Genomic DNA, 20,067 nt, shown 5'->3' with positions numbered 1-20,067 from the left:
GCCCCGACTCCCGCGGAATGACGCGGCAGGCGGGGCCTTCGTCATTCCCCTCGCGCCTCGGCGTCGGGGTGCGCCGGTCGTGCTCTCCGCCGGACGGGTTCCCCGGGCCCGTGGGGAAGCCGGCCCCGCGGGCTTCCGCTATGTTCGCCTCGGGGCATCGCGGGGTGCACCTGACGGAGGGAGACAGCGTGGGGTGGTTCGGAAGGCGACCGAAGGCCGCGCAGCCTGTGGATCGTGTGGAGTGGGTCGTCGCGACGGCTCGACAGGCCTTCGCACAGCGCGGCGTGGAGAGCACGATCGAACACGGACCCGCACCCGAGGATGTCACGCTGTTCGCCGACGGTCGTCGATTCCCGCTGTACAACCTGCTCGTCAAGACCGACGGATTGACGTTGTCGGAGGCGGAGAAGGTCATCGATGCCCACGTTCGGTCCTTGGCTCACGAGCCGTCGATCTTCGATCCGACGCCCGATGAACTGCGCTCGATGATCCGTACGCGCCTGATCTCGAATCAGAACGTGCGTCCCGACGAACCCTCGTTCGACTACGCCCGCCCCTTCGCCGACGGTGTCGTCGTGGCGCTCTGCCTCGACCTGCCCGAGACGGTGCAGACCATCAGCGACGCCGGAATCGCCACTGCCGGGTGGGATCTCGACGAGCTCTACCGGTGGGGGCAAGAGAACACGGACCGGGAATCGGTGGACGAGCGCGACGTTCTCGAGACGGGCGTTCACATTCTCGCCGGCGAATCGTTCTTCGTGGCCTCGAAAGCGACGAATCTCCCCCGCGCCGTGCCCGTGACCGAGTTCGGTACCGTGTTCGCGATTCCGCATCGCCACATGCTTCTCGCGCTGCCTCTTTCACGGCGCGACCCCGTGGACGGCATCCACCACGTGGCCGCGATCATGCAACGCATCGTTCGCGACCCGCTCCCCGGTGGGCTGATCTCGCGTGATCTCTTCTTCGCGAGGGACGGTCTCGTGAGCCGCGTATCGGAGACGGATGCCGAGGGCACGGTCTCCTTGCTCGTTGACGGCCCTTTTCAGTCCGCTCTGGAAGAAGTCGTCGAGGGCGACTCGTCCGAGGGCGTCAGCGGCTGAGCGATCCTGCCCCGGCCGGGACGGCCGAGGGGATGGCGGGCGGCTCGGAGCCTCGCGGCCTCCGAAATCCGGTGGGCGTGGTCGAGCGCGCGACTGCGGGACCGTCGTCATTCGTCTTTGATCATGCCCCGTTCGAGCGCCCGTCGATGCTGACGTCGGAACGACCCTCGGATGCCGAGCGCACCCTGTCTCCTGGCGGGCCCGCCTCGTCCGCCCAGCCACCGACTGCGGGGGAGGACGATGTCTCCCCATGAGGCCGCCCTCCGCAGCACGACGGCTGTCCACCAGACCAGCATGATGCTCAGGAGCACCGGCATCCCGCCCGTGAGAACGGGGACGTTGACCACGTTGTCGCCGAGGAGGGCGGTGGGCTGGAAGCCGGCCCGCGTGCGTCCTGTGCTGTCGGTCCAGCCGTTGAGATAGACGTGCTGCTCGATGATCGCTCCGTCGTCGCTGATCCATGTTCCGAAAGGACGACAACCGGCGCGGGGCCGGTCTTCGCAGCCCATCTGCGTGAATGTCCCCCAGACCCTTGGCTGTCCGAGGTCGATCAGGCTGGCGACGAGAAGTGCCGCAATAGCAACCGTGAGGACGCCGGCCACGACGTAGAAAACGATCTGACCGAAACGCCGCCACCACACGCCCCAGCGTCGTTGGCGCCCCATGTAGCGGTCGTAGGCCGCATGAGGAGGCGGCGCGGGTGTCGGCACGAAACGAGACTCTAGTGGCCTCCCGCGCCGCCTTGTGCCGATCGTTCAGCTGAGCGCCCCGGCGGGGCCGCGGGCATCTCACAGCCCGTCGAGGAACTCCCGCACCGCCGCCGCCGCGCCCGGTGCAGCCCGATACGTGTGCTCCGCCGCGGGGAAGACGCCCTCGCGCACCTCGCGCGCGAACGCCTCGACGCCCTCCACCATCGCGTCGCCGAGCGCGGCGTAGCGCTTGACGAAGACGGGGGCGCGGCCCTCGGTGATGCCGAGCAGGTCGTGCTGGACGAGGACCTGGCCGTCGGCCTCTCCGGCGCCGATGCCGATCACGGGGATGTGGAGGGCGCGGCGGATCTCGGCGACGACCTCGGACGGAACGGCTTCGATCACGATCGCGAAGGCTCCGGCATCCTGAACGGAGAGGGCATCGCGGGCCACGCGGATCGCGTCCTCATCGGTACGGCCCTGGGCCCGGAGGCCGCCGAGCGCCGTCGCGGTCTGCGGGGTGAGGCCCACGTGCCCGACGACCGGGATGCCGGCCTCGACGATCGCTCGCAGTCGCGAAAGGCGGGCCGGGTTCGCGCCCTCGATCTTGACCGCGTCGGCGCCGGCCTCGTGGACGAAGCGGACGGACGTCGCGACCGCCTGCTCGTCACTCAGCTCGGTCGTTCCGAACGGCAGATCGCACACCACGAGCGGCGTCTGCACCGCGCGGCGCACGGCTTTCGCGAGCGTCACCATCTCGTCGAGGGTCACCGAGGTGGTGTCGGGGTGTCCGAGCACGACCTGTGCCCCGGAGTCGCCGACCAACACCATGTCCACGCCCGCGCGCTCGGCCACGCGGCCCGACGGAAAGTCGTACGCCGTCACCATGACGATCGGCGTACCGGCTTCGGCGAGCTCGCTGAGACGGCGGAGCGTCACCCGGGGGCGCGTCACGGCAGGCTCCCCGTCGTCGAGATGAGATCGTCCACGCCGAGGATAACGTTGTCGATGAGTCGGACCTGCCCCACCCGGACGGCGAGGACGAGCAGGGCCGGAGCGCCGATCTCGGCGATCGGTTCGAGGCTCCCGGCATCGACGATCTCGACGTACTCCGGCTCGAGGCGCTCGGTCGTGAGCTCGTCGCGGACGACGCTCGCGAGGCGGTTCGGATCCCGGATGCCGGAGGCGAAGGCATCCTGTGCCGCTCGAAGCGAGCGCGGGATGACAGCGGCGACAGCGCGCTCGTCGGCCGACAACCGGGTGTTGCGGCTCGAACGCGCGAGCCCGTCGTGATCGCGGGAAGTCGGGCGGGCCACGATCTCGACGGGGATACCGAGGTCGCTCACCATGCGCCGGACGACGACGACCTGCTGGGCGTCTTTCGCGCCGAAGTACGCGCGGTCGGGCTGGACCGCGAGCAGCAGCTTGGCGACGACCGTGGCGACCCCGTCGAAGTGGGAGCGCCCGCGGAACGCGCCCTCGAGCGTGTCCGTGATCGCTCCGCCGACGGAGACCGTCGTCGCGAAGCCGGCCGGGTACATCTCGGCGGGAGAGGGGGCGAAGACGAGGTCGATGCCGGCCTCCTCGGCCAGGGCCACGTCGGCCTCCTCCGTGCGCGGGTAGGCGGCGAGGTCGGCGGCCTCGCCGAACTGCGTCGGGTTGACGAAGATCGACAGCACCACGGTCGCGTTCTCCGACCGGGCGGCGCGCAGCAGGGAGAGGTGGCCCTCGTGGAGGGCTCCCATCGTGGGGACGAAACCGATCGCCTCGCCGCGGAGCGGGGCGAGCGCCACGCGGAGGTCGGCGACGGTGCGGACGATGCGGCTGCTCATGGGGTCGTCTCGATTCCGGTTCGTTGTACGGCGGCGAGTTCGCGGGTGGCCTCGATGAGCGCGTCGAACAGGGCCAGCCGGTCGGGGAGGCGCTCGGCGACGGCCTGCCGCTGCCGCGCGATCGTGGCGGCGTCGCCGCGAGAGATCGGCCCGGTGAGCGAGGCCGCGGCTCCGCGTTCCGCCCAGTTGTCGACGGCGGCCCGGACGAGGGGGACGAGAGCTTCGCGCTCGACGCCCGCGGTCGCCGCGAGCTGCTCCGCCATGCCCTCGAGCGTGACCAGGAAGTTCGCCGCGATCGAGGCGGCCGCGTGATACGCCGCGCGATCGGTGTCGAGGACCTCGACGCCGGTCATCCCGAGTGCGGCGGTGAGAGCCGACGCGACGGCGTACGCCGCCGGTGAGGTCGCCGAGAGGGCGGCCGTGACGCCGGCGAACGACGTTCCGGCGCCCGTGACCGTCATCAGGGGGTGGATGCTGAAGGCCTCGTGCGGGTGCAGAACCGACAGATCGAGCGAGCCCGAGAGGTGACCGACCGTCCGTCCGGGCGCGATCGCGCGTGCGGCCGCCGCGATCTCGGCATCCGGGACGGCGAGGAGGACGATCGCGGCGTCGGTGCCGGATTCGCCCCGGCCCGCGGGTCCCGCGACTCCCAGGCCGGCAGCCTCGAGAGCGGCGACGAGCGCGCGTCCCATGCGACCGTCGCCGACGACGAGGAGGGGCCCGTCGAGCAGGGGAGGGGAGGGAGGCGGCGGAGTCATGTGCGTGGGGCGACCGCCGCGAGGGCGGCATCGCCGCTCCCCACCGTACCCGCTCGTGTCGCGCTCGAGCCCGCACCGCTTTGCCGAGACCGCAGGCGTTCGCGTCACGTCGCGTGCGGCCTCGGCAATCGGATGCGGTTTCGGCGACGAGGGGAGCGCGGCGGGGCGGCGGGGGCGGGGCGGCCCCGTCAGCGCGCGGTCGACAGGCCGGTGACCAGCAGCGCGGGCTCGACGTGCCGGCCGGGTGCGTAATCCGTGCCGGCGATGACGTCGGCGAGGTAGTTGGCCGCGCGGTCGCCGAGGGCGCTCAGGCGCAGGTCGATCGTGGTGAGACTGTTGTCGTCCTGGCCGGTCAGGCCGGCGATGTTGTCCATACCGGTGATGGCGACGTCGGTGGGCACCCGGATGCCGGCTTCCGCGAGGACGCCGGCCACGGCGGTGGCCATGGTGTCGTTGCCGCAGCACACCGCGTCGAAGGGCGTGCCGGAGGCGACGAGACGCTGGGCGGCCTCGCGGCCCCAGGACTGCGACCAATCGCCGCGGAGCACGAGGCCGGGATCGAGGGAGAGCCCGGCGTCGGAGAGGGCGTCGGCGAGGCCGGTGAAGCGGTCGCGCGCGGAGCGGTCCTCCTCCGAGGCGGTGACGTGGGCGATGCGCCGGCACCCGATCGAGACGAGGTGCTCGCCGGCGAGGCGGCCCGCGCCGTAGCCGTCGTGCAGGAATGATGCGTCCTCGGCATCGTCGGAATGACCGTACGCGTAGACCACCGGCACGGTGAACCCGGCGCTGACGGAGTGGATGTCGGAGCTCGACCCGTCACCGATGACGAGGAGACCGTCGATGTTGCGGGCGCGGAGCTTTCGCGCGGTGGCGGCGAAGAGCGCGCGGTCGAGGTGCGCGTCCGACACGAGCACCGACAGGTCGCGCGCACCGAGGGCCGTGGTCGCGCCGGTCAGCACCGGCATCGTGAAGGCGCCGGGGGCGTTGACGGTGAGCACACCGACGGTGGCGCTGCGCCCCTGGGCGAGGAACTGGCCCAGGGCGTTCGGCTGATAGTCGAGGCGTTTGGCGACGGACAGGATGCGTTCGCGCGTGGCATCCGAGACCTTCCCCTGCCCGCGCAGCACTTTCGACGCCGTGGGGACGGAAACTCCAGCCAGCGCCGCCACGTCGCGGAGAGAGATCGCGTCTTTCGCCATTGCGGATCGAGTTTAGGGGGTCGGGGCGTCGATGCCACGGACGCGGAGGACCACGCGCGAGCGCACCGTCTCGCCGGATGCGACCTCGATCGAGCCGAGGGCGTCGTGCGGATGGGCGTAGGGGTCGGACGAGGGCTCGAGGCCGACGGCATCCACTGCTCCCCACCAGGGGAACCCCGTCGATCCGCGCCGCTCGCGCCAGACGAAGAGGCGCGGGAACAGGAGCGGGTCCCAGGTGAGATCCAGGCGCAGCTTCCCGCTGATCCGGAGCGAACCCGCGGCGCCGGAGACGTCGTCGAAGCCGGCGGAGGGAGCCGCGGGTACCGGGATGTCGCGCTCGCCGGAGCGCACCGTGCTCGAGCCGTCGAACAGTTCGCCGGCGAACGCCGGGTGCTCCGCCCAACCGACACGCACGGGCGCCCCGGACACGTTGCGCACGGCGGTGTCGAGGCGCAGTTCGTCGTCGACCAGCGCGGCGGTCCGCTCGATCTCGAGAGGGACCGTGCGCAGGGTCACGCGCGCGTCACACGACGACTCGCCGGCCGCGAGCGTCCAGGTGCGCCACGCCGCCTCGCCGTGGAAGGGCTGCCGCGGCTCGACGTCGGCGGGCGGGTCTCCCGCGCGGGGGAGCAGGACGTGCCAGCCGCCCGGGTAGCGCCGGTGCCACTCGCCGCTGGAGTCGGGCAGCGCGAACGCGTCGCGCGGCTCGTCGGCCCACGGGGTGGTGGCGAGGAGCTCGCGCCCCGTCGGCAGGTGCGTGAGCGAGGCGATGCGCGCACCCTCGGGGTCGATCTCGGCTCGTAGGATGCCGCTCGCGATGACGACGCGTCCCCCGCTCACGCCGCGACCTCGTCGAGTCGAGCGCGCGTCGGGAAGCCCGTGTGGTCGCCCGGGTCCGCGACGACCCGCGCGGCGCACCACGCCCCGCGCCGGAGGGCGGCGTCGACCGGCAGACCCTCGAGGATCGACGTGATCCACCCGGCGGCGAACGCGTCGCCCGCGCCGACGGGGTGGTGGGGCGGCGGGATCTTGAGGGCGTCGGTGCGGCGCACGCCGCCGGCGTCGGCCGCCAGGGCGCCGCGACGGCCGAGCTTCACGACGACCGTGCGCGGGCCGCGCGCGAGCAGTTCCGCGATCGCACGCTCGGGCTCGTCGAGGCCCGTGAGCACGCGTGCTTCGTCTTCATTGCACAGCAGGGTGTCGACGTCGTCGATCACGTCGTCGACCGCGTCGCGCAACCCCGCGTCGTCGATCAGCTGGGGCCGGTGATTGGTGTCGAGTGACACCGGGATGCCGCGGGCGGCGGCGTCGTGGATCGCTCGCTCGAACAGTTCGCGGGGTCCTTCGCCGAGCGACGGCGTGATGCAGGAGGCGTGCAGCCAGTCGACGTCGTCGAGCGGGATGCCGTCGAGGTCGGCGGCGGTGAGCCCCGCCGCGGCGGAACCTGCGCGGTAGTGCTCGCTGCGCACGGCCTCGTCGCTCACGCGCTCCTTCACGATGAGCCCTGTCTTGCCGCCGGGTATCGTCCTCACCGCGCGAGAGTCGACACCCTCGGTCGACAGGGTCTCGCGCACCACGGCGGAGAAGGCGTCGTCGCCGAGTCGTGACATCCACGTCGCCCGGTGGCCGAGGCGCGCCACCCCGACGGCGGTGTTCAGCTCGGCGCCCGCCACCGCGACCGCGGAGGGGCGACCGCCGGCGACGAAGAACGTCGCGAGGGCCTCCCCGAAGGTGAAGACGTGACCCATCAGTCCGCGTCCGGCGCGAGGCCCCGCACGACGAACAGGGCGTCGCCGGGGAACTCGGACTGCTCGAGCCGCACGCCTCCGGCGACAGCGGTCCATCGCGCGGCATCCGGCCGGCGCTCCGCGAGGTCGTACACGCGGACGTCGAGGTCGGGCGTGGCCCGACCGCGGAGCGTCAGCGCGAACGCGGACGGCGCGTAGACGGCGACCACGTTCTCCGGCGTCCGACCCGCGATCGCGCCCGAGGGCTCGGCGTGGAGCAGGTCGGCATCCCCGTCGAGGCCCCACAGCCGCTCGTCCTCGATCACGCGGCGCAGGAACGACACGTCGTCGGCACCGGGGAAGGCCGCGGCGACCGAGAAGGGGAAGGGGTGGCCGTGCACATCGCCCGCGGCGAAGTCCTCGCCACGGCGATGCCACGACCACACGCCGTGGGCGCCGTAGCCGAGGCCGGCCGCGGCTCCCGCGACGACACCGGTCCAGCTCGCGCGGCGCACGTCGGCCGCGGAGTGCCGCTCCCGGCCGGCGAAGCGGCCGAGCCCCTCGTAGCAGGGCTCGAGGTTGATGATCGGTCGCGCGACGTCCATCGCCCGGTAGTACCGCGTGAGCTCGGCGGGGAGGGTGTCCCAGGCCTCGTTGTGCCCGGACTGCAGCCCGTGGAAATCGACCAGCTCGCCGTCGGCGATCGCGCCGGGCATGCGCGCGGTCGGGGTGTCGTGCCAGGTGATGAGCTGTTCGGGCGCGAGCTCGCGGACCTGCGCGGCGACGGCGCTGTAACGCGCCAGAGCCGTGTCTTCGTTGAGGTCGTCGTCGCCCGAGACGATCCAGATGGGATCGAATCGCGCGAAGCGGGCGACGGCTTCGGCCACGTACGACGTCGTCTGCTCGGCATCCATCACGTGATCCGGGGTGAGACCGGCGCCCCAGGTCCCGGGCACGAAGTTGTTCCACAGCAGCACGAGCATCGGGGTGAAACCGTGGGCGCGGGCGGTGGTCAGCACGCGCTCGGCGTCGTCCCAGTAGGCGTCGTCGCCCGCGGCGAAGTCGATACGACCGTCGCGGATCGCGTAGGGCGAGCGCGTGCCACTGGAGCGGTCGTGTTCGATGGGCAGGATGCTGAAGAGCAGGGCGTTGAAGCCCTGTCGGCGGCGGCGTTCGAGGTGGTCGAGCCACTCGTCGGGGCTCGCGCCGCCGAACGCCGCCCACACGGTGTCGGCGAGCAGGAACGTCGGCTCGCCGTCGCGCAGCAGCCAGCGCCGCGACGGCGCGAGGGTCCAGGACATGCGGGTTCTCTCCTCGAGAGGGACGGGGGTGGTCACGGGGCGATCAGCGCTCCGTCGGGTGCGCGCACTTTCGCGGCCCAGGCGTCGTGGCCGGAGAGCCCGGCGGGGAAGCGGGCGGCGGCCTTCTCGTCGGCCTCGATGCCCCATCCGGGGGCGTCGTTGGGGGTCAGCCAGCCGTCGACGATGTCGATCATCCCGGGGAAGACCTCGTGCGTCTGCTCGTTGTAGACGTGCCCCTCCTGGATGCCGAAGGCCGGGGAGGTGACGTCGAGCGCGACCGCGGCCGCCACCGCGAAGGGGGAGGCATCGCCGGGGGAGTGCCACGCCGTGCGGACGCCCTCGATGTCGGCGAGGACCGCGAGGCGCCGGGCCGCGCTCACGCCGCCGACGTCGGAGAGGTGCGCGCGGAGGTAGTCGACCTGGTGCTCGCGGACGAGCCGGGCAGCGTCCGTGAACGAGGTGGCGAGCTCGCCGACGGCGATCGGCACGGGAGACGCCTGACGCACCTCGCCGAGGCGGTGCCAGTGCTCGGGGGCGAGCACGTCCTCGACGAAGAACGGCCGGTAGGGCTCGAGGCTGCGGGTCAGGGTGACGGCCTGGCTCGGGCTGAGGCGCGAGTGCACGTCGTGCAGCAGCTCGACGCCGTCGCCGAGCTCCTCGCGGACGTGCGCGAACAGCCGGGGCGTGGCCACCAGATAGTCCTCGACGCGCCACCCCGCGGCGTGCTTCGCCCAGGCGAAGTCCCCCGGAAGGGGCGGAGCGCCGTAGTGCCCGGTGCCCTGCTGCCCGACCTGGATGCGGACGTGACGCTGGCCGGCGGCGATCAGTTCGCGCGCGTGCTCGGTGGTCGCCTCGGCGTCGGCGCCCTCGGCGTGCAGATACGTGTCGGCGGCGGCGCGGACACGTCCGCCGAACATCTCGTACACCGGCATCCCGGCCCTCTTGCCGGCGATGTCCCAGAGGGCCATGTCGAGGCCCGAGAGCGCGTTGTTGCCGACCGGCCCCTCGCGCCAGTACCCGGTGAAGCGCACGAGCCGCGTGAGGTCGTCGATGTCGCCGGGGTAGCGGCCGATCACGAGCGGACGCACGTGCTCGAGGAACGCCACGACGGCTTTCCACCGCTGCGTGAACGTCGCGCAGCCGTAGCCGTACAGGCCCGGCTGGTCGGTGTCGACGCGCACCACCACGAGCGGAATGCCCTCGGGGGCGGTCACGATCGCGCGGATGTCGGTGATGCGGACCTCCTCGCGCGGCAGCCAGGGCTGCGGGAAGGCGGTGTCGGTCTCGGCGAGGGTCATCGTTCGCTCCTGATCAGGGACGCCCGTTCGGTGGCGGTGCCGTCGTGGATGGACTCGCTCGGTACGAAGCCGAGCAGGTCGCGGGCCGCGCTCGTGTCGACGAGGGCATCGCGACCGAGGACCGGGCGCGAGAGCACGGTGCCGGGCGCGTAGCGCGCCACCAGCTCTGCCGAGTCGATGGGCAGCAGCGTGTCGGCGGCGCTGAGGGGGATGACGGGTGCGCCGACGAGATCGGCGTCGAGGGCGCGCTGCACCGCACGGGTGGCGTCGCGCATCGTGAGGTACGCCCACCCCTCGCGGGCGAGCCGCGCCGGGTCGTCCTCGACGTCGTGGGCCGCGTCGCGGAGCACGTCCGGCCACTTCACCAGGGGGAAGCGCAGCGCGACGACGTCGAGACCGTAGCGGCGGTGCGCGTACGCAGCGGTGCGCTCGTCGACGAGCTTGGAGAGCGAGTAGGCGTCGGCGATGTCGGGCGGGGTGTGCGCGTCCAGCGGGAACGCCGGGGGCAACGCCCCGTGGGGGTTGTTCGGGTACCCGATCGCGTTGATGCTGCTCGCGATCACGGCGCGGCGCACGCCCCGCTCACCGGCGCGGGTGAGCACCGTGAAGGTCGCCGCGGTGTTGACGCGGAAGACGTCGATCGGGGTGCCGAGGCTGGGGTGCGGGATCGCGGCGAAGTGGGCGACGGCGTCGACGTCGTCCATCGCGGAGTCGACGACGTCGGGTGCGGTGGCGTCGCCCTCGATGAGGCGATCGGCCGGGTGCGCCGACGAGAACGACAGCGACAGGGCGGTGACGGCGTGTCCGGCGGCGACGAGGCTCTCGCTGACCGCGCGACCGATCTCGCCGTCGGCGCCCGTGACGAGGATGCGGCTCATCCCTTCACCCCGCCCGCCATGCTCGCGCCCCGCAGGAACTGGCGCTGGAAGATGAGGAACAGCGCCACCGGGATGATGAGCGAGAGGAACAGCGCGGCCATCTGCACGCTGAGCTCGGTCTGATCGGCCAGGCGCGGCAGCGCCACCGAGACCGGCTGATTGTCGGGCGTGGGCAGCACGAGCAGGGGCCAGAGGTAGTCCTTCCACGACGCCACCACGGTCAGCAGACCGACGACGCCGAGGATCGGACGCGCGAGCGGCAGAACGATGCTCCACAGGATGCGGAGCGGGCCGGCGCCGTCGATACGGGCGGCTTCGTACAGGTCGGCGGGGATCGCCTCGAGGAAGCGCGAGATGATCAGCACGTTGAACGCCGTGGCGCCCGCGGGGAGCCATACGGCCCACCACGTGTCGATGAGGGAGAAGCCGAGGACCGGCAGTTCGCGCACCGTGAGGTACAGCGGGACGAGCGAGACGATGCCGGGGATGAAGAGGGTCGCCAGGATCGCGCCGGAGAGCAGCTTCCCCCACCGCGGGCGCAGCACCGTGATGACGAAGGCCGCGGTCGTCGACACGAGAAGCGTGGTCACCACCGAGCCCGCCGCGAGGATCGCGGTGTTGGTGAGGTAGTGCCCGATGCGGCCGCGTTCCCACGCGATGCCGAGGTTCTCCCACTGCACGACGCCGCTGGAGAAGAACGAGAACGGGCCGCGGATGAGGTCCTGCGTCGGCGAGACCGCCGCGAGGGCGAGCCAGACGATCGGACCGAGACCGGCGATGATCAGCGCGGCGAGCACGAGGACGTGACCGACGGTCAGGCTGATCCGTACCGAGGGCCGGGAGCGGTCGGCATCCGAGATGTTGGTGCGGGTGAGGGGCTCGGGCGCGGCGGCGGGACGACGACGGCCGAGGGAGAGCAGGCTCATGAACGGCTCCAGCTGCGCGTGAGGCGGAAGTAGGCGAGGGAGAACAGGCCGAGGACGAGGGCGAGCAGCACGCTGAGGGCGGTGGCCGCGCCGTAGTCGACGCGCGTGAAGGCGTAGTCGTAGATGGTCATGAGCAGGGTCTTGGTCGCACCCTGCGGGCCGCCGCCGGTGAAGAGGAACGGCTCGGTGAAGACCTGCATCGTGCCGATGATCTGCAGCAGCAGCATCGTGCCGATGATCCCGCGCATCTGCGGCAGGGCGACGTGCCAGACGCGACGCCAAATCCCGGCGCCGTCGAGCTCGGCGGCCTCGTACAGCTCGCCCGGGATGCTGGTGAGCGCGGCGATGTAGATGATCACCGCGGTGCCGGCTCCCGCCCACGTGGTCTCGAGGACGATCGAGGGCATGGCGCTCGCCGGGGAGTTGAGCCAGGGCAGGGGGCCGATGCCGACCCACCCGAGCACGGTGTTGAACAGTCCGTCGGCGTCGGGGGCGTAGAAGAACTTCCAAAGGAGGATCGCCACGACCGGGGGCACCATCACGGGCAGGTAGGCGAGGGCGCTGAAGTACCAGGCGCGCGAGCGCATCTCGGAGATGAACACCGCGAGGGCGAGCGGCACCGGGAAGCCGAAGACGATCGCGAGCACCGTGTACAGGACCGTGTTCGCGGTGGCCTGCGGGAGCCCGGGGTCGCTCAGCACGTAGGCGAAGTTGTCCCACCCGACGAAGTCGCTCTGCCCCGTGAGCACCACCCGCTGGACGCTCATCACGAGCGAGCTGAGGATGGGACCCCACGAGAAGTAGGCGTAGACGAGGATCGCCGGGGCGGCGATGAGCAGCGCGGTGAGGCCGGGGCGCCAGGGACGTCGCCGGCGGGCGGGGCGCGCGGGGGTGGCGGCGGTTCGCGCGGCGGTGCGCGGACGCTCGTCGAGATCGGTCATGGACGTCTCCGGGGGAGGGAGGGGCGGGCCGCGCGGCGACCCGCCCCGGGTGGGGTGATCAGCGGCTCAGGCGCGACTGCACGTCGGTCTGGGCGGTGCTGAGCAGGGAGGGGATGTCGGCGTTCTGATCGGTCAGGACCGACTGGACGACCGTGTCGAGGGCGCCGTACACCTCTTGCGCGTTGTTGACCGGCTCGGCGACGACGGGGATGGATGCCGAGGCGCCGAGGTACGGCGTGAAGTTCGCGCTCGGCACGTTGATGTACTGCTTGATCCAGTCGAAGTACGCGGAGTACTGGTCGCTGTTGACGACGGGCAGCCCCGGGAGGCCCGTGACCGAACCGGCCTCGTTCGACGCCTTGGCGTCCTCGACGGCGGTGTTCTCGTCGAGGAAGCGCTGCAGGTAGAAGAACTTCACCCACTTGACGGCCGCGGCCTGCTGCTCGGCGCTCGCCTTGGGGTCGACGATCTGCACCGTGCCGCCGCCGAGGGTGCCCTCGGCGCCCTTGAGCTGCGGCATCCCGCCGATGCCGAAGCTCTCGGCGGGCAGCTTCAGGTTCTGCACGATGTTGTAGTACGAGTCGCTCGCGCCGATGATCATGCCGATCTTGCCGGCGGCGAAGTCCTGACCCTGGGTCGGGATGTCGTAGAGCGTGTTCTCGGGCATCGTGCCGTCCTTCCACCGCATGTCGCTGAGCAGCTGCAGCGCCTGGGTGGAGGGCTTGTCGTCGAACGTGGCCTTCGAGCCGTCCTCGTTCTCGACGGTGCCGCCGAACGAGTAGGTCATGCCCGAGAACTGCCACCCGCCGGTGTTCGCGGTGGTGAGGACGGAGAAGCCCGCGGCGCCCGTCGCGTCGTGGATCTTCTTGGCGGCGGCCCGCACCTGGTCCCAGGTGGTGGGCGGGGAGTCGGGGTCGAGGCCGGCCTTCGTGAACAGCTCGCGGTTGTAGACGAGACCGAACGAGTACGCGTTGGTGGGGATCGCGTACGCGCGTCCCTCGCTGTTCTCGGCGAGCTTGAGCACCGTGGGGTTGAGGCTGTCGAGGAGGCCCTCGTTCTTCAGCGCGTCGGTGAGGTCGGCGGCCTGTCCGCGCTTGATGAGCCCCGCGGGTTCGGTGAGCGGCACGCTCATGACCGTGGGCAGGCTGCCCCCGGCGGCGAGCGCCTGGAAGGTCGAAGCGTCGTAGCCGGTCTCGACCGGCTCGAGCGTGATGTCGGGGTTGGCCTGTTCGAAAGCCTCGACACGCTTGTCGAAGTAGGCGCGGTCCTCGGGGCGGTCGGCGCTGGGCCGGTCGCCGATCTGAATCGAGACCTTGCCGTCGGACGTTCCCGCGGAGGGGGAACTGCAGCCCGCGAGGGCTGCGGCCGACAGGCCGCCGAGTGCGATCACGGCGACGACGGAACGGACACGTTTCGTCATTGAAACTCCTTGGCGAAGAGCGGAAGCAAGAGGGAAATCGCTTGCCCTGAGATGTCTAGCACCTCTCGGGCTGAGCGTCAAAGACAGATTTGCGTCCCCTTGATTTCTGCGATTCGGGTGTTGACAGAAACGTCCCCCGTCTCTCAAACTACTCGGGGCAAGCGCTTGCCTATCCCGAATCCGCTCAATGAGGAGACATTCGTGCCCATCCCCCTCAGATCCCGGTCCCGGCGCGTGTGCGCCGCGGCCGCCGTCCCAGTCGTCCTGTTGGCGACCGCCCTCGTCGCCCCGGTGTCTCCGGCCGCCGCGGCCACTGCCGCCGTCTCCCTCAGCCCGGTGGTCACGGGGAACCTCTTCGCCGAGGGCGACACGCCCCGGGTCGACTACCGCACCGACGCGGCCCAGCTGTCGTGGCAGGTCTCCGACCCGTCCGGCACGGTCGTGGCCGAGGGGAACGAGCCGGCCGACGGCATCCTGGACCTCCCCACCACCGCGCTCGGCTGGTACCGCCTCGTCGTCTCGGTCGACGGGGGCGCGGCGAGCGCCGAGACGAGCTTCGCCGTCCTCCCGGATCGGGATGCCGCGGACTCGGCGACCGGACGCTTCGGCGCCGCGACGCACTACGGGCAGTCCTGGAGCACCGATTCGCTCCCCACGCTCGCGACGGGCGGGTTCGCGCAACTGCGCGACGAGGTCTACTGGAGCGAGGTCGAGACGCAGAAGGGCGTGTACGACTGGGCCCGTCCCCGGGAGGAGTTCCTCGACGCGGCGCGCGACGCGGGCGTGCGTCCGTTGCTCCTCGCGGGCTACGGCAATCCCCTGTACGACGGGGGCGACGGTCCGGTCAGCGACGAGGCCGTCTCGGCGTACGCCGCGTACGCGGCCGCCATGGCGACGGAGTTCGGCGATCAGGCGACCGCCATCGAGCTGTGGAACGAGTGGGACCTGGGACTGGGTGGCAACACCCACACCTCGCCCGAGGATTACGTGAACCTGCTGGCTGCGGCATCCCCCGCCGTGAAGGCCGTCGCTCCCGACCTGCCGGTCATCGGTCCCGCCGTGGCGAACCTCAACACCGACTGGCTCGAGCAGACTTTCCGCCTCGGGGCGCTGAAGTATGTCGACGGCGTCGTGCTGCACCCGTACAGCTACCCCGTCTCGGCCGATGCGCTGGATGAGACCCTCACCCGGGTCGATGCCCTCGTGCGCGAGTACAACGGCGGCGTGAGCAAGCCCCTGTGGATCACGGAGCACGGCTGGCCCACCGGCACCAACGCGCGTGCGGTGTCGGAGCGCGAGCAGGCGTCGAACATCGCGCGGTCCGCGGTGATCTCCGCGGCGCACGATGCCGCCCGGTACTACGTCTACGACCTCGTCTCCGACGGCACCGACCCCGCCGAGACCGAGCAGAACTTCGGTCTCCTCCGCGCCGCCGACGACGCGCGCGGGGCGTACACGCCGAAGCCGGCGTTCGCCGCCTACTCGATCGCCGCGGCGCAGCTCGCCGGGGCGACCCCCGCCGGCCGCGACGACTCCGTCGACGGGGTACGGCAGTTCCTCTTCGACACCCCGGACGGCCCCCTGCGCGTGCTGTGGTCGGACTCGCCGCGGACGGTGCGCCTGAGCGCGGACGCGGCCGTCGCGGTGACCGACGCGTACGGCCGCACCGACACCCTCGACGGCTCGGGCGGCGACGTCTTCGTGACCGTCGACGGCGACCCGCTCTACGTGCGCGGACCCGTGACCGGAGCTGCCGCGACCGAGACCGCGCTGCGGCTCGATGCGGGAGTCGTGGGCGGGGACGTCACCGGCCAGTGGAGCATCGCGGGTCGTACCGACGGAGCTCCGGCCGAGTGGCGGCTGACGCTGCCGGACGGGCGCGCCTTCACCCAGGCGACCGCCGGGTCCGAGACGGCCACGACCGCCGTCACAGCCCCGGCGCCCCGCGAGACCGGCACGTACGAGACCGTGGCGCACGTCTACGAGGGTGATCGCGCAGCCGGTGTCCTGCGGGCATCCGCGGACATCGCGGAGCCGGTCACGCTCTCGGGCATCCAGGCGATCTCGGCCGACGGCGGCGACGTCCTGCGCCTACGCCTCTCCAACGCCTCGACGCGCGACCTGCCGCTGGCGCGGTTGTCGTACACCCTCGCCGGCGTCGCGGGCGAGGCGGACGCCCCGCCCGCCCTTCCCGCCTCGGATGCCGTGACCATCGACGTTCCCCTCCCCGACCTCACCGAGCGGCAGACGTTCTCGGCGGAGGCGGTGGTCGACGGGTCGACGGTCCGGGCCGAGGGAGCGGTGGCACCCCTCACCGTCGCCGACGCCGTCGGTGCCGCGCATCGGAGCATCGCCGTGGACGGCACGCTCGACGACCTCGGCGATCTCGCTCCCGTGACGTTCGAGCCGCAGGGGACGACCACGCCGCCGACGGCCGACGACCAGTCGGCGCGCGCCTGGCTCACCTGGGACGACGACGCACTCTTCCTGTCGGCCGACGTCAGCGACGACGTGCACGACCAGCCCGCGACGGGCGCGAACATCTGGCAGGGCGACTCCGTGCAGTTCACCGTGGCCGGGGGAGCACCGGGGGCGGCGAGCGTCTGGCACGAGTTCGGCATGGCCCTCACCTCCGAGGGGCCGCAGCTGTACCGCTGGCTGTCCGTCGGGCAGGGCGCCGGGACCGTGCCGGGCGCGCAGGTCGCCGTCTCCCGCGATGAGGACACCCACCACACCGTGTACGAGGTGTCCGTGCCGTGGAGCGCCCTCGCGGGCGTCGACCGGGACGCGGCCCTGCTGTCGAGCGCGATCATCGTGAACGAGGCCGACGGTGCGGGCCGGGACGGTTACCTCGCCTGGGGCGGCGGAATCGCCGCCGAGAAGGACTCGGCGCAGTTCCACGCGGTCCGGCTGCTGGCCGCGCCGGATCCTGGGTCGGGCGACGGAGGAACCACGCCGGACGACGGCGGAAGCACCCCCGTCTCACCGACGACCGATCCCGATGCCGGCGGCGCACCCACCGCGGACAACGCCCCGACCGCGCTCGCGCACACGGGCACGCCGTCGGTCGCCGGCATCCTGTTCCCCGCTCTCGCCGCCCTCGTGCTCGGTGCAGGGGCCCTCCTCCTGCGTCGCCGCCCGGCCCGACGCTGAACCCGACCCGGTGCCGCGCCCGCGGCGGCACCGGGTCTCGAAAGGACCGCATGAGGGACTCCTCCCGCGTCTCAGGTCTCCGCATCGGACGCCGCCGCGACCTCAGCGTCGCGAGCGAACCCCGGCCCCCGGTCTCGTGGCTCGTCGACGCCCCGGCGGGCTGGACGGCGACCCGCGCCGAGATGCGTCTCGACGACGCCGACCCCGTGGAGGTGTCGCCGGGCGGCGTGCTGGTCCCATGGCCGTTCGCCGACCTCTCCGCGGGAGAGCGCCGCGACCTGTCCGTCCGCGTGGCCGGTCCTGAGGGCGAATGGATGCCGTGGAGCCCGGCGATCGTCGTCGAGACGGTGTTCTTCCCCGGCGCGTGGACCGCTCCTCTCCTCGGCATCGCCGACCCCGGGGAGGAGGCCGCGCCGTTCGCGCTGCGGCGCGAGATCGAGGTCGGCGCGACCGTGGTGTCGGCCCGTCTGTGGGTGACGGCGCACGGCGTCTTCGACGCCGCTCTCGACGGCATCCCCGTGGATGATGCGGTGCTCGCGCCCGGGTGGACCTCGTATCAGCATCGCCTCCCGCTCGTGTCGGTCGATGTCACCCCGCTCGTCCGCCCGGGCTCCACGCAGGTGCTGTCGCTGCGGGTCGCCGGTGGATGGTTCACCGAGCGGTACGGGTTCGGGGCCACGGCCGCCCGCTTCTACGGCGACCAGGCCGCGGCCGGCGCCGTGCTGCGCCTGACCCACCGCGACGGGCGGGTGGAGGAGGTCGGTCCCGACGAACAGTGGCGGCTGAACCGCCGCACCGAGATCGTGGCGAGCGGGCTCTACGCGGGCGAGCACGTCGACTTCCGCCGTGAGCAGCGCGGATGGCGGATGCCGGGATTCGACGCCGCGTCCTGGGAGACGCCGGGGCGGACGCCGCCGCAGAGCGCGCCGACGGTACTCGACGTCGAGCCGGTGCGGCGCGTGCGCACGATCCGGCGGATGCGCGAGCTGCCGGCATCCCGTCCCGATGCCGTCTTGCTCGACGTCGGCGAGAACGTCGTCGGGCGCGTGCGTCTCGTCGTCGACGGCGCGGCCGGGACCGTCGTGACCGTGCGGCACGCGGAGCTTCTCGAGGACGGCGCGCTGTGCGTGCGTCCGCTGCGCGCCGCCGGGGCCACCGACGTCTTCGTCCTCGACGGTGCGGGGGAGCGTCCGTGCGAGGCCGCCTTCACGTTCCACGGCTTCCGCTACGTCGAGATCACCGGCGGACGGGTCGACCCGGCGCGGGTGGAGGTCGAGGTGCTCCGCACCGATCTGCGGCGCACGGGGTGGTTCTCGTGCTCCGACGAGAGGCTGAACCGGCTGCACGCGAACATCGTCCGCAGCTTCGAGGGCAATGCCCTGGCGCTGCCGACGGACTGCCCGCAGCGCGATGAGCGCCTGGGGTGGACGGGCGACGCGCAGGTGTTCGCCCCGACCGCCGCGACCCTGTTCGCCACGGACGCGTTCTTCTCTTCGTGGTTGCGCGACCTGCGCGCCGAGCAGGCGGACCGCGATGGACGGGTGCCCACCGTCGTCCCCGACCCCCTCGGTGTCCTCGGCGACGTCGCGGCCGCCGGGTGGGGCGATGCGGTCACCGTCATCCCCGACGTCCTGGCCCGGCGCTACGGCGACCGCGCGCTCGCGGTCGAGATGCTGCCCGCGATGCGGGCGTGGGTCGACGCGGTCGCGGATGCCGCGGGCCCGGGGCGCCTCTGGGAGACGGGGTTCCAGTACGGCGACTGGCTCGATCCGACGGCCACGCGTCCCGACAAGGCGAAAGCCGATCCGGGGCTGGTGGCGACGGCGTACTTCTTCCGCTCCGCCGACCTCGTCGCGCGCGCGAGCGAACCCGCCGACGCCGAGCGGTACGCGCAGCTGGCGCGGGAGATCGGGGAGGCCTTCCGTGCCGCGTACCTGACGCCCGCGGGACGCCTGGCCTCCGACGCCCCGAGCGCGTACGCCCTCGCCCTCGCTTTCGGTCTCGTGCCCGATGCGCAGCGCCAGGCGGCGGCCGATCGCCTCGCCTTCCTCCTGCGATCCGGCGGCTACCGCATGGCGACGGGCTTCCTCGGCACGCCGGTCGTCCTCGACGCCCTTCTCGACCACGGGCACGAGGCGGCGGCGGAGAACCTCCTCCTGCAGACGATGTGCCCCTCGTGGCTCTACCCGCTCTCGATGGGCGCCACCACGATGTGGGAGAGATGGGATGCCATCCGGCCGGACGGCACCCTGCACCCCTCGGGTATGACCTCCCTGAACCACTACGCGCTCGGCTCCGTGGGGGACGTGCTGCACCGCCGGGTGGCGGGGCTGTCGATCGAGGGGACGAGCCTGCGGGTCCGGCCGTGGTTCGTGGAGGCGCTGACCTGGGCGGGGGCGGTGCACGACACCCCGTTCGGGCGTGCGCGCGTGCGGTGGCAGCGCTCGGGCGAGACGATCGCGGTGACGGCCACGGTCCCGCACGGCGCGAGCGCGCGCGTCGACCTGGGGGATCGCGCGCCCTTCGAGGTGGCATCCGGGGTTCACCGCTGGATGGTCGACGCGCCGCTCGCGCCGCCGCGTCGCGCGCTGGACATCGACAGTGACCTCGCGGTGATCGCCGACACCCCGGGCGCGTGCGCCGCGGTCTCGCGCGCGATCGGTGCGCACTCGACCGAGATGCAGGCCGAGTTCGACGCGTACATCCGGTGGGTGCCGAAACGCCGGCTGCGCGAGGAGCTCGCGGCCGTCTCGGCGCCGCCGACGGTGGTCGCCGATGTCAAGGGTGCGCTGAGCGCGCTCTCGTCGAGACCGCTCGGTTAGGGTCGGGCTGTCGTGCTCATCGC

At 72.2% G+C, this 20,067-nt stretch carries 16 protein-coding genes; 3 read left to right on the top strand and 13 right to left on the bottom strand.

The genetic code is table 11. The annotated features are described in order from the left end of the window. Window positions 1-188 precede the first annotated feature (188 nt). Window positions 189-1,100: a hypothetical protein gene (locus MTES_RS05110; RefSeq protein WP_158309747.1), complete on the top strand. Its 912-nt coding sequence runs from the start codon at window positions 189-191 to the stop codon at window positions 1,098-1,100. A gap of 107 nt (window positions 1,101-1,207) precedes the next feature. Here MTES_RS05110 and MTES_RS05105 read toward each other — a convergent pair whose 3' ends face one another. The 13 genes from MTES_RS05105 to MTES_RS05045 form a co-directional block, all read right to left on the bottom strand. Next, the gene (locus MTES_RS05105) at window positions 1,208-1,810 is read right to left on the bottom strand and encodes a hypothetical protein (RefSeq protein ID WP_148272809.1); all 603 of its coding nucleotides are present in this window, start codon (window positions 1,808-1,810) and stop codon (window positions 1,208-1,210) included. 78 nt (window positions 1,811-1,888) lie between these two features. Next, on the bottom strand, window positions 1,889-2,743 hold the full coding sequence (gene panB / locus MTES_RS05100; protein ID WP_013584139.1) for a 3-methyl-2-oxobutanoate hydroxymethyltransferase: 855 nt from the start codon (window positions 2,741-2,743) through the stop codon (window positions 1,889-1,891). Next, window positions 2,740-3,621 carry a pantoate--beta-alanine ligase gene (panC, locus tag MTES_RS05095; RefSeq protein ID WP_013584138.1) on the bottom strand — a complete coding sequence of 294 codons (882 nt, stop codon included), beginning with the start codon at window positions 3,619-3,621 and terminating at the stop codon, window positions 2,740-2,742. The genes panB and panC overlap by 4 nt, the downstream gene beginning before the upstream one ends. Further along, window positions 3,618-4,379 carry a DUF2520 domain-containing protein gene (locus tag MTES_RS05090; RefSeq protein WP_013584137.1) on the bottom strand — a complete coding sequence of 254 codons (762 nt, stop codon included), beginning with the start codon at window positions 4,377-4,379 and terminating at the stop codon, window positions 3,618-3,620. Before MTES_RS05090 ends, panC begins: the two co-directional genes overlap by 4 nt. A 188-nt stretch (window positions 4,380-4,567) precedes the next feature. Beyond that, on the bottom strand, window positions 4,568-5,578 hold the full coding sequence (locus MTES_RS05085; protein ID WP_013584136.1) for a LacI family DNA-binding transcriptional regulator: 1,011 nt from the start codon (window positions 5,576-5,578) through the stop codon (window positions 4,568-4,570). Window positions 5,579-5,590: 12 nt separating this feature from the next. Beyond that, on the bottom strand, window positions 5,591-6,418 hold the full coding sequence (locus MTES_RS05080) for a galactose mutarotase (RefSeq protein WP_013584135.1): 828 nt from the start codon (window positions 6,416-6,418) through the stop codon (window positions 5,591-5,593). Next, entirely contained in the window at window positions 6,415-7,326 is a 912-nt protein-coding gene (locus MTES_RS05075; protein ID WP_013584134.1) for a sugar kinase, read from the bottom strand. Before MTES_RS05075 ends, MTES_RS05080 begins: the two co-directional genes overlap by 4 nt. Beyond that, window positions 7,326-8,606 (bottom strand): DUF4038 domain-containing protein, encoded by a 1,281-nt coding sequence (locus MTES_RS05070; RefSeq protein ID WP_043361043.1) that lies wholly within the window; start codon window positions 8,604-8,606, stop codon window positions 7,326-7,328. Before MTES_RS05070 ends, MTES_RS05075 begins: the two co-directional genes overlap by 1 nt. 32 nt (window positions 8,607-8,638) lie before the next feature. Beyond that, on the bottom strand, window positions 8,639-9,904 hold the full coding sequence (locus MTES_RS05065; RefSeq protein WP_043361041.1) for an enolase C-terminal domain-like protein: 1,266 nt from the start codon (window positions 9,902-9,904) through the stop codon (window positions 8,639-8,641). Next, window positions 9,901-10,782, bottom strand: a complete 882-nt coding sequence (locus MTES_RS05060; RefSeq protein ID WP_013584131.1) for an NAD-dependent epimerase/dehydratase family protein — start codon at window positions 10,780-10,782, stop codon at window positions 9,901-9,903. Before MTES_RS05060 ends, MTES_RS05065 begins: the two co-directional genes overlap by 4 nt. Next, on the bottom strand, window positions 10,779-11,708 hold the full coding sequence (locus MTES_RS05055; RefSeq protein ID WP_013584130.1) for a carbohydrate ABC transporter permease: 930 nt from the start codon (window positions 11,706-11,708) through the stop codon (window positions 10,779-10,781). The genes MTES_RS05060 and MTES_RS05055 overlap by 4 nt, the downstream gene beginning before the upstream one ends. Then, window positions 11,705-12,649 (bottom strand): carbohydrate ABC transporter permease, encoded by a 945-nt coding sequence (locus MTES_RS05050; RefSeq protein WP_013584129.1) that lies wholly within the window; start codon window positions 12,647-12,649, stop codon window positions 11,705-11,707. The genes MTES_RS05055 and MTES_RS05050 overlap by 4 nt, the downstream gene beginning before the upstream one ends. 58 nt (window positions 12,650-12,707) lie before the next feature. Then, complete coding sequence (locus tag MTES_RS05045; protein ID WP_013584128.1) at window positions 12,708-14,069, bottom strand: extracellular solute-binding protein; 1,362 nt, start codon at window positions 14,067-14,069, stop codon at window positions 12,708-12,710. Window positions 14,070-14,270: 201 nt separating this feature from the next. Here MTES_RS05045 and MTES_RS05040 point away from each other — a divergent pair, with 201 nt between their 5' ends. Together MTES_RS05040 and MTES_RS05035 are read left to right on the top strand one after the other, a co-directional pair. After that, window positions 14,271-17,222: a sugar-binding protein gene (locus tag MTES_RS05040; RefSeq protein ID WP_043361039.1), complete on the top strand. Its 2,952-nt coding sequence runs from the start codon at window positions 14,271-14,273 to the stop codon at window positions 17,220-17,222. A gap of 50 nt (window positions 17,223-17,272) precedes the next feature. Then, complete coding sequence (locus MTES_RS05035; protein WP_013584125.1) at window positions 17,273-20,044, top strand: alpha-L-rhamnosidase; 2,772 nt, start codon at window positions 17,273-17,275, stop codon at window positions 20,042-20,044. The last annotated feature ends 23 nt before the right edge of the window (window positions 20,045-20,067 follow it).

This window comes from Microbacterium testaceum StLB037, from assembly GCF_000202635.1.
Taxonomy (GTDB): domain Bacteria; phylum Actinomycetota; class Actinomycetes; order Actinomycetales; family Microbacteriaceae; genus Microbacterium; species Microbacterium testaceum_F.
The sequence above is the reverse complement of the archived record's forward strand: the minus strand, read 5'-3'. Positions and strand labels throughout refer to the sequence as shown.

Bases quoted from the DNA above. Each gene is read 5' to 3' on its own strand.
- MTES_RS05045 (WP_013584128.1), bottom strand. From the start codon at position 14,069: ATGACGAAACGTGTCCGTTCCGTCGTCGCCGTGATCGCACTCGGCGGC.
- MTES_RS05090 (WP_013584137.1), bottom strand. From the start codon at position 4,379: ATGACTCCGCCGCCTCCCTCCCCTCCCCTGCTCGACGGGCCCCTCCTC.
- MTES_RS05085 (WP_013584136.1), bottom strand. From the start codon at position 5,578: ATGGCGAAAGACGCGATCTCTCTCCGCGACGTGGCGGCGCTGGCTGGA.
- MTES_RS05075 (WP_013584134.1), bottom strand. From the start codon at position 7,326: ATGGGTCACGTCTTCACCTTCGGGGAGGCCCTCGCGACGTTCTTCGTC.
- MTES_RS05055 (WP_013584130.1), bottom strand. From the start codon at position 11,708: ATGAGCCTGCTCTCCCTCGGCCGTCGTCGTCCCGCCGCCGCGCCCGAG.
- panC (WP_013584138.1), bottom strand. From the start codon at position 3,621: ATGAGCAGCCGCATCGTCCGCACCGTCGCCGACCTCCGCGTGGCGCTC.
- MTES_RS05050 (WP_013584129.1), bottom strand. From the start codon at position 12,649: ATGACCGATCTCGACGAGCGTCCGCGCACCGCCGCGCGAACCGCCGCC.
- MTES_RS05065 (WP_043361041.1), bottom strand. From the start codon at position 9,904: ATGACCCTCGCCGAGACCGACACCGCCTTCCCGCAGCCCTGGCTGCCG.
- MTES_RS05070 (WP_043361043.1), bottom strand. From the start codon at position 8,606: ATGTCCTGGACCCTCGCGCCGTCGCGGCGCTGGCTGCTGCGCGACGGC.
- MTES_RS05060 (WP_013584131.1), bottom strand. From the start codon at position 10,782: ATGAGCCGCATCCTCGTCACGGGCGCCGACGGCGAGATCGGTCGCGCG.
- MTES_RS05035 (WP_013584125.1), top strand. From the start codon at position 17,273: ATGAGGGACTCCTCCCGCGTCTCAGGTCTCCGCATCGGACGCCGCCGC.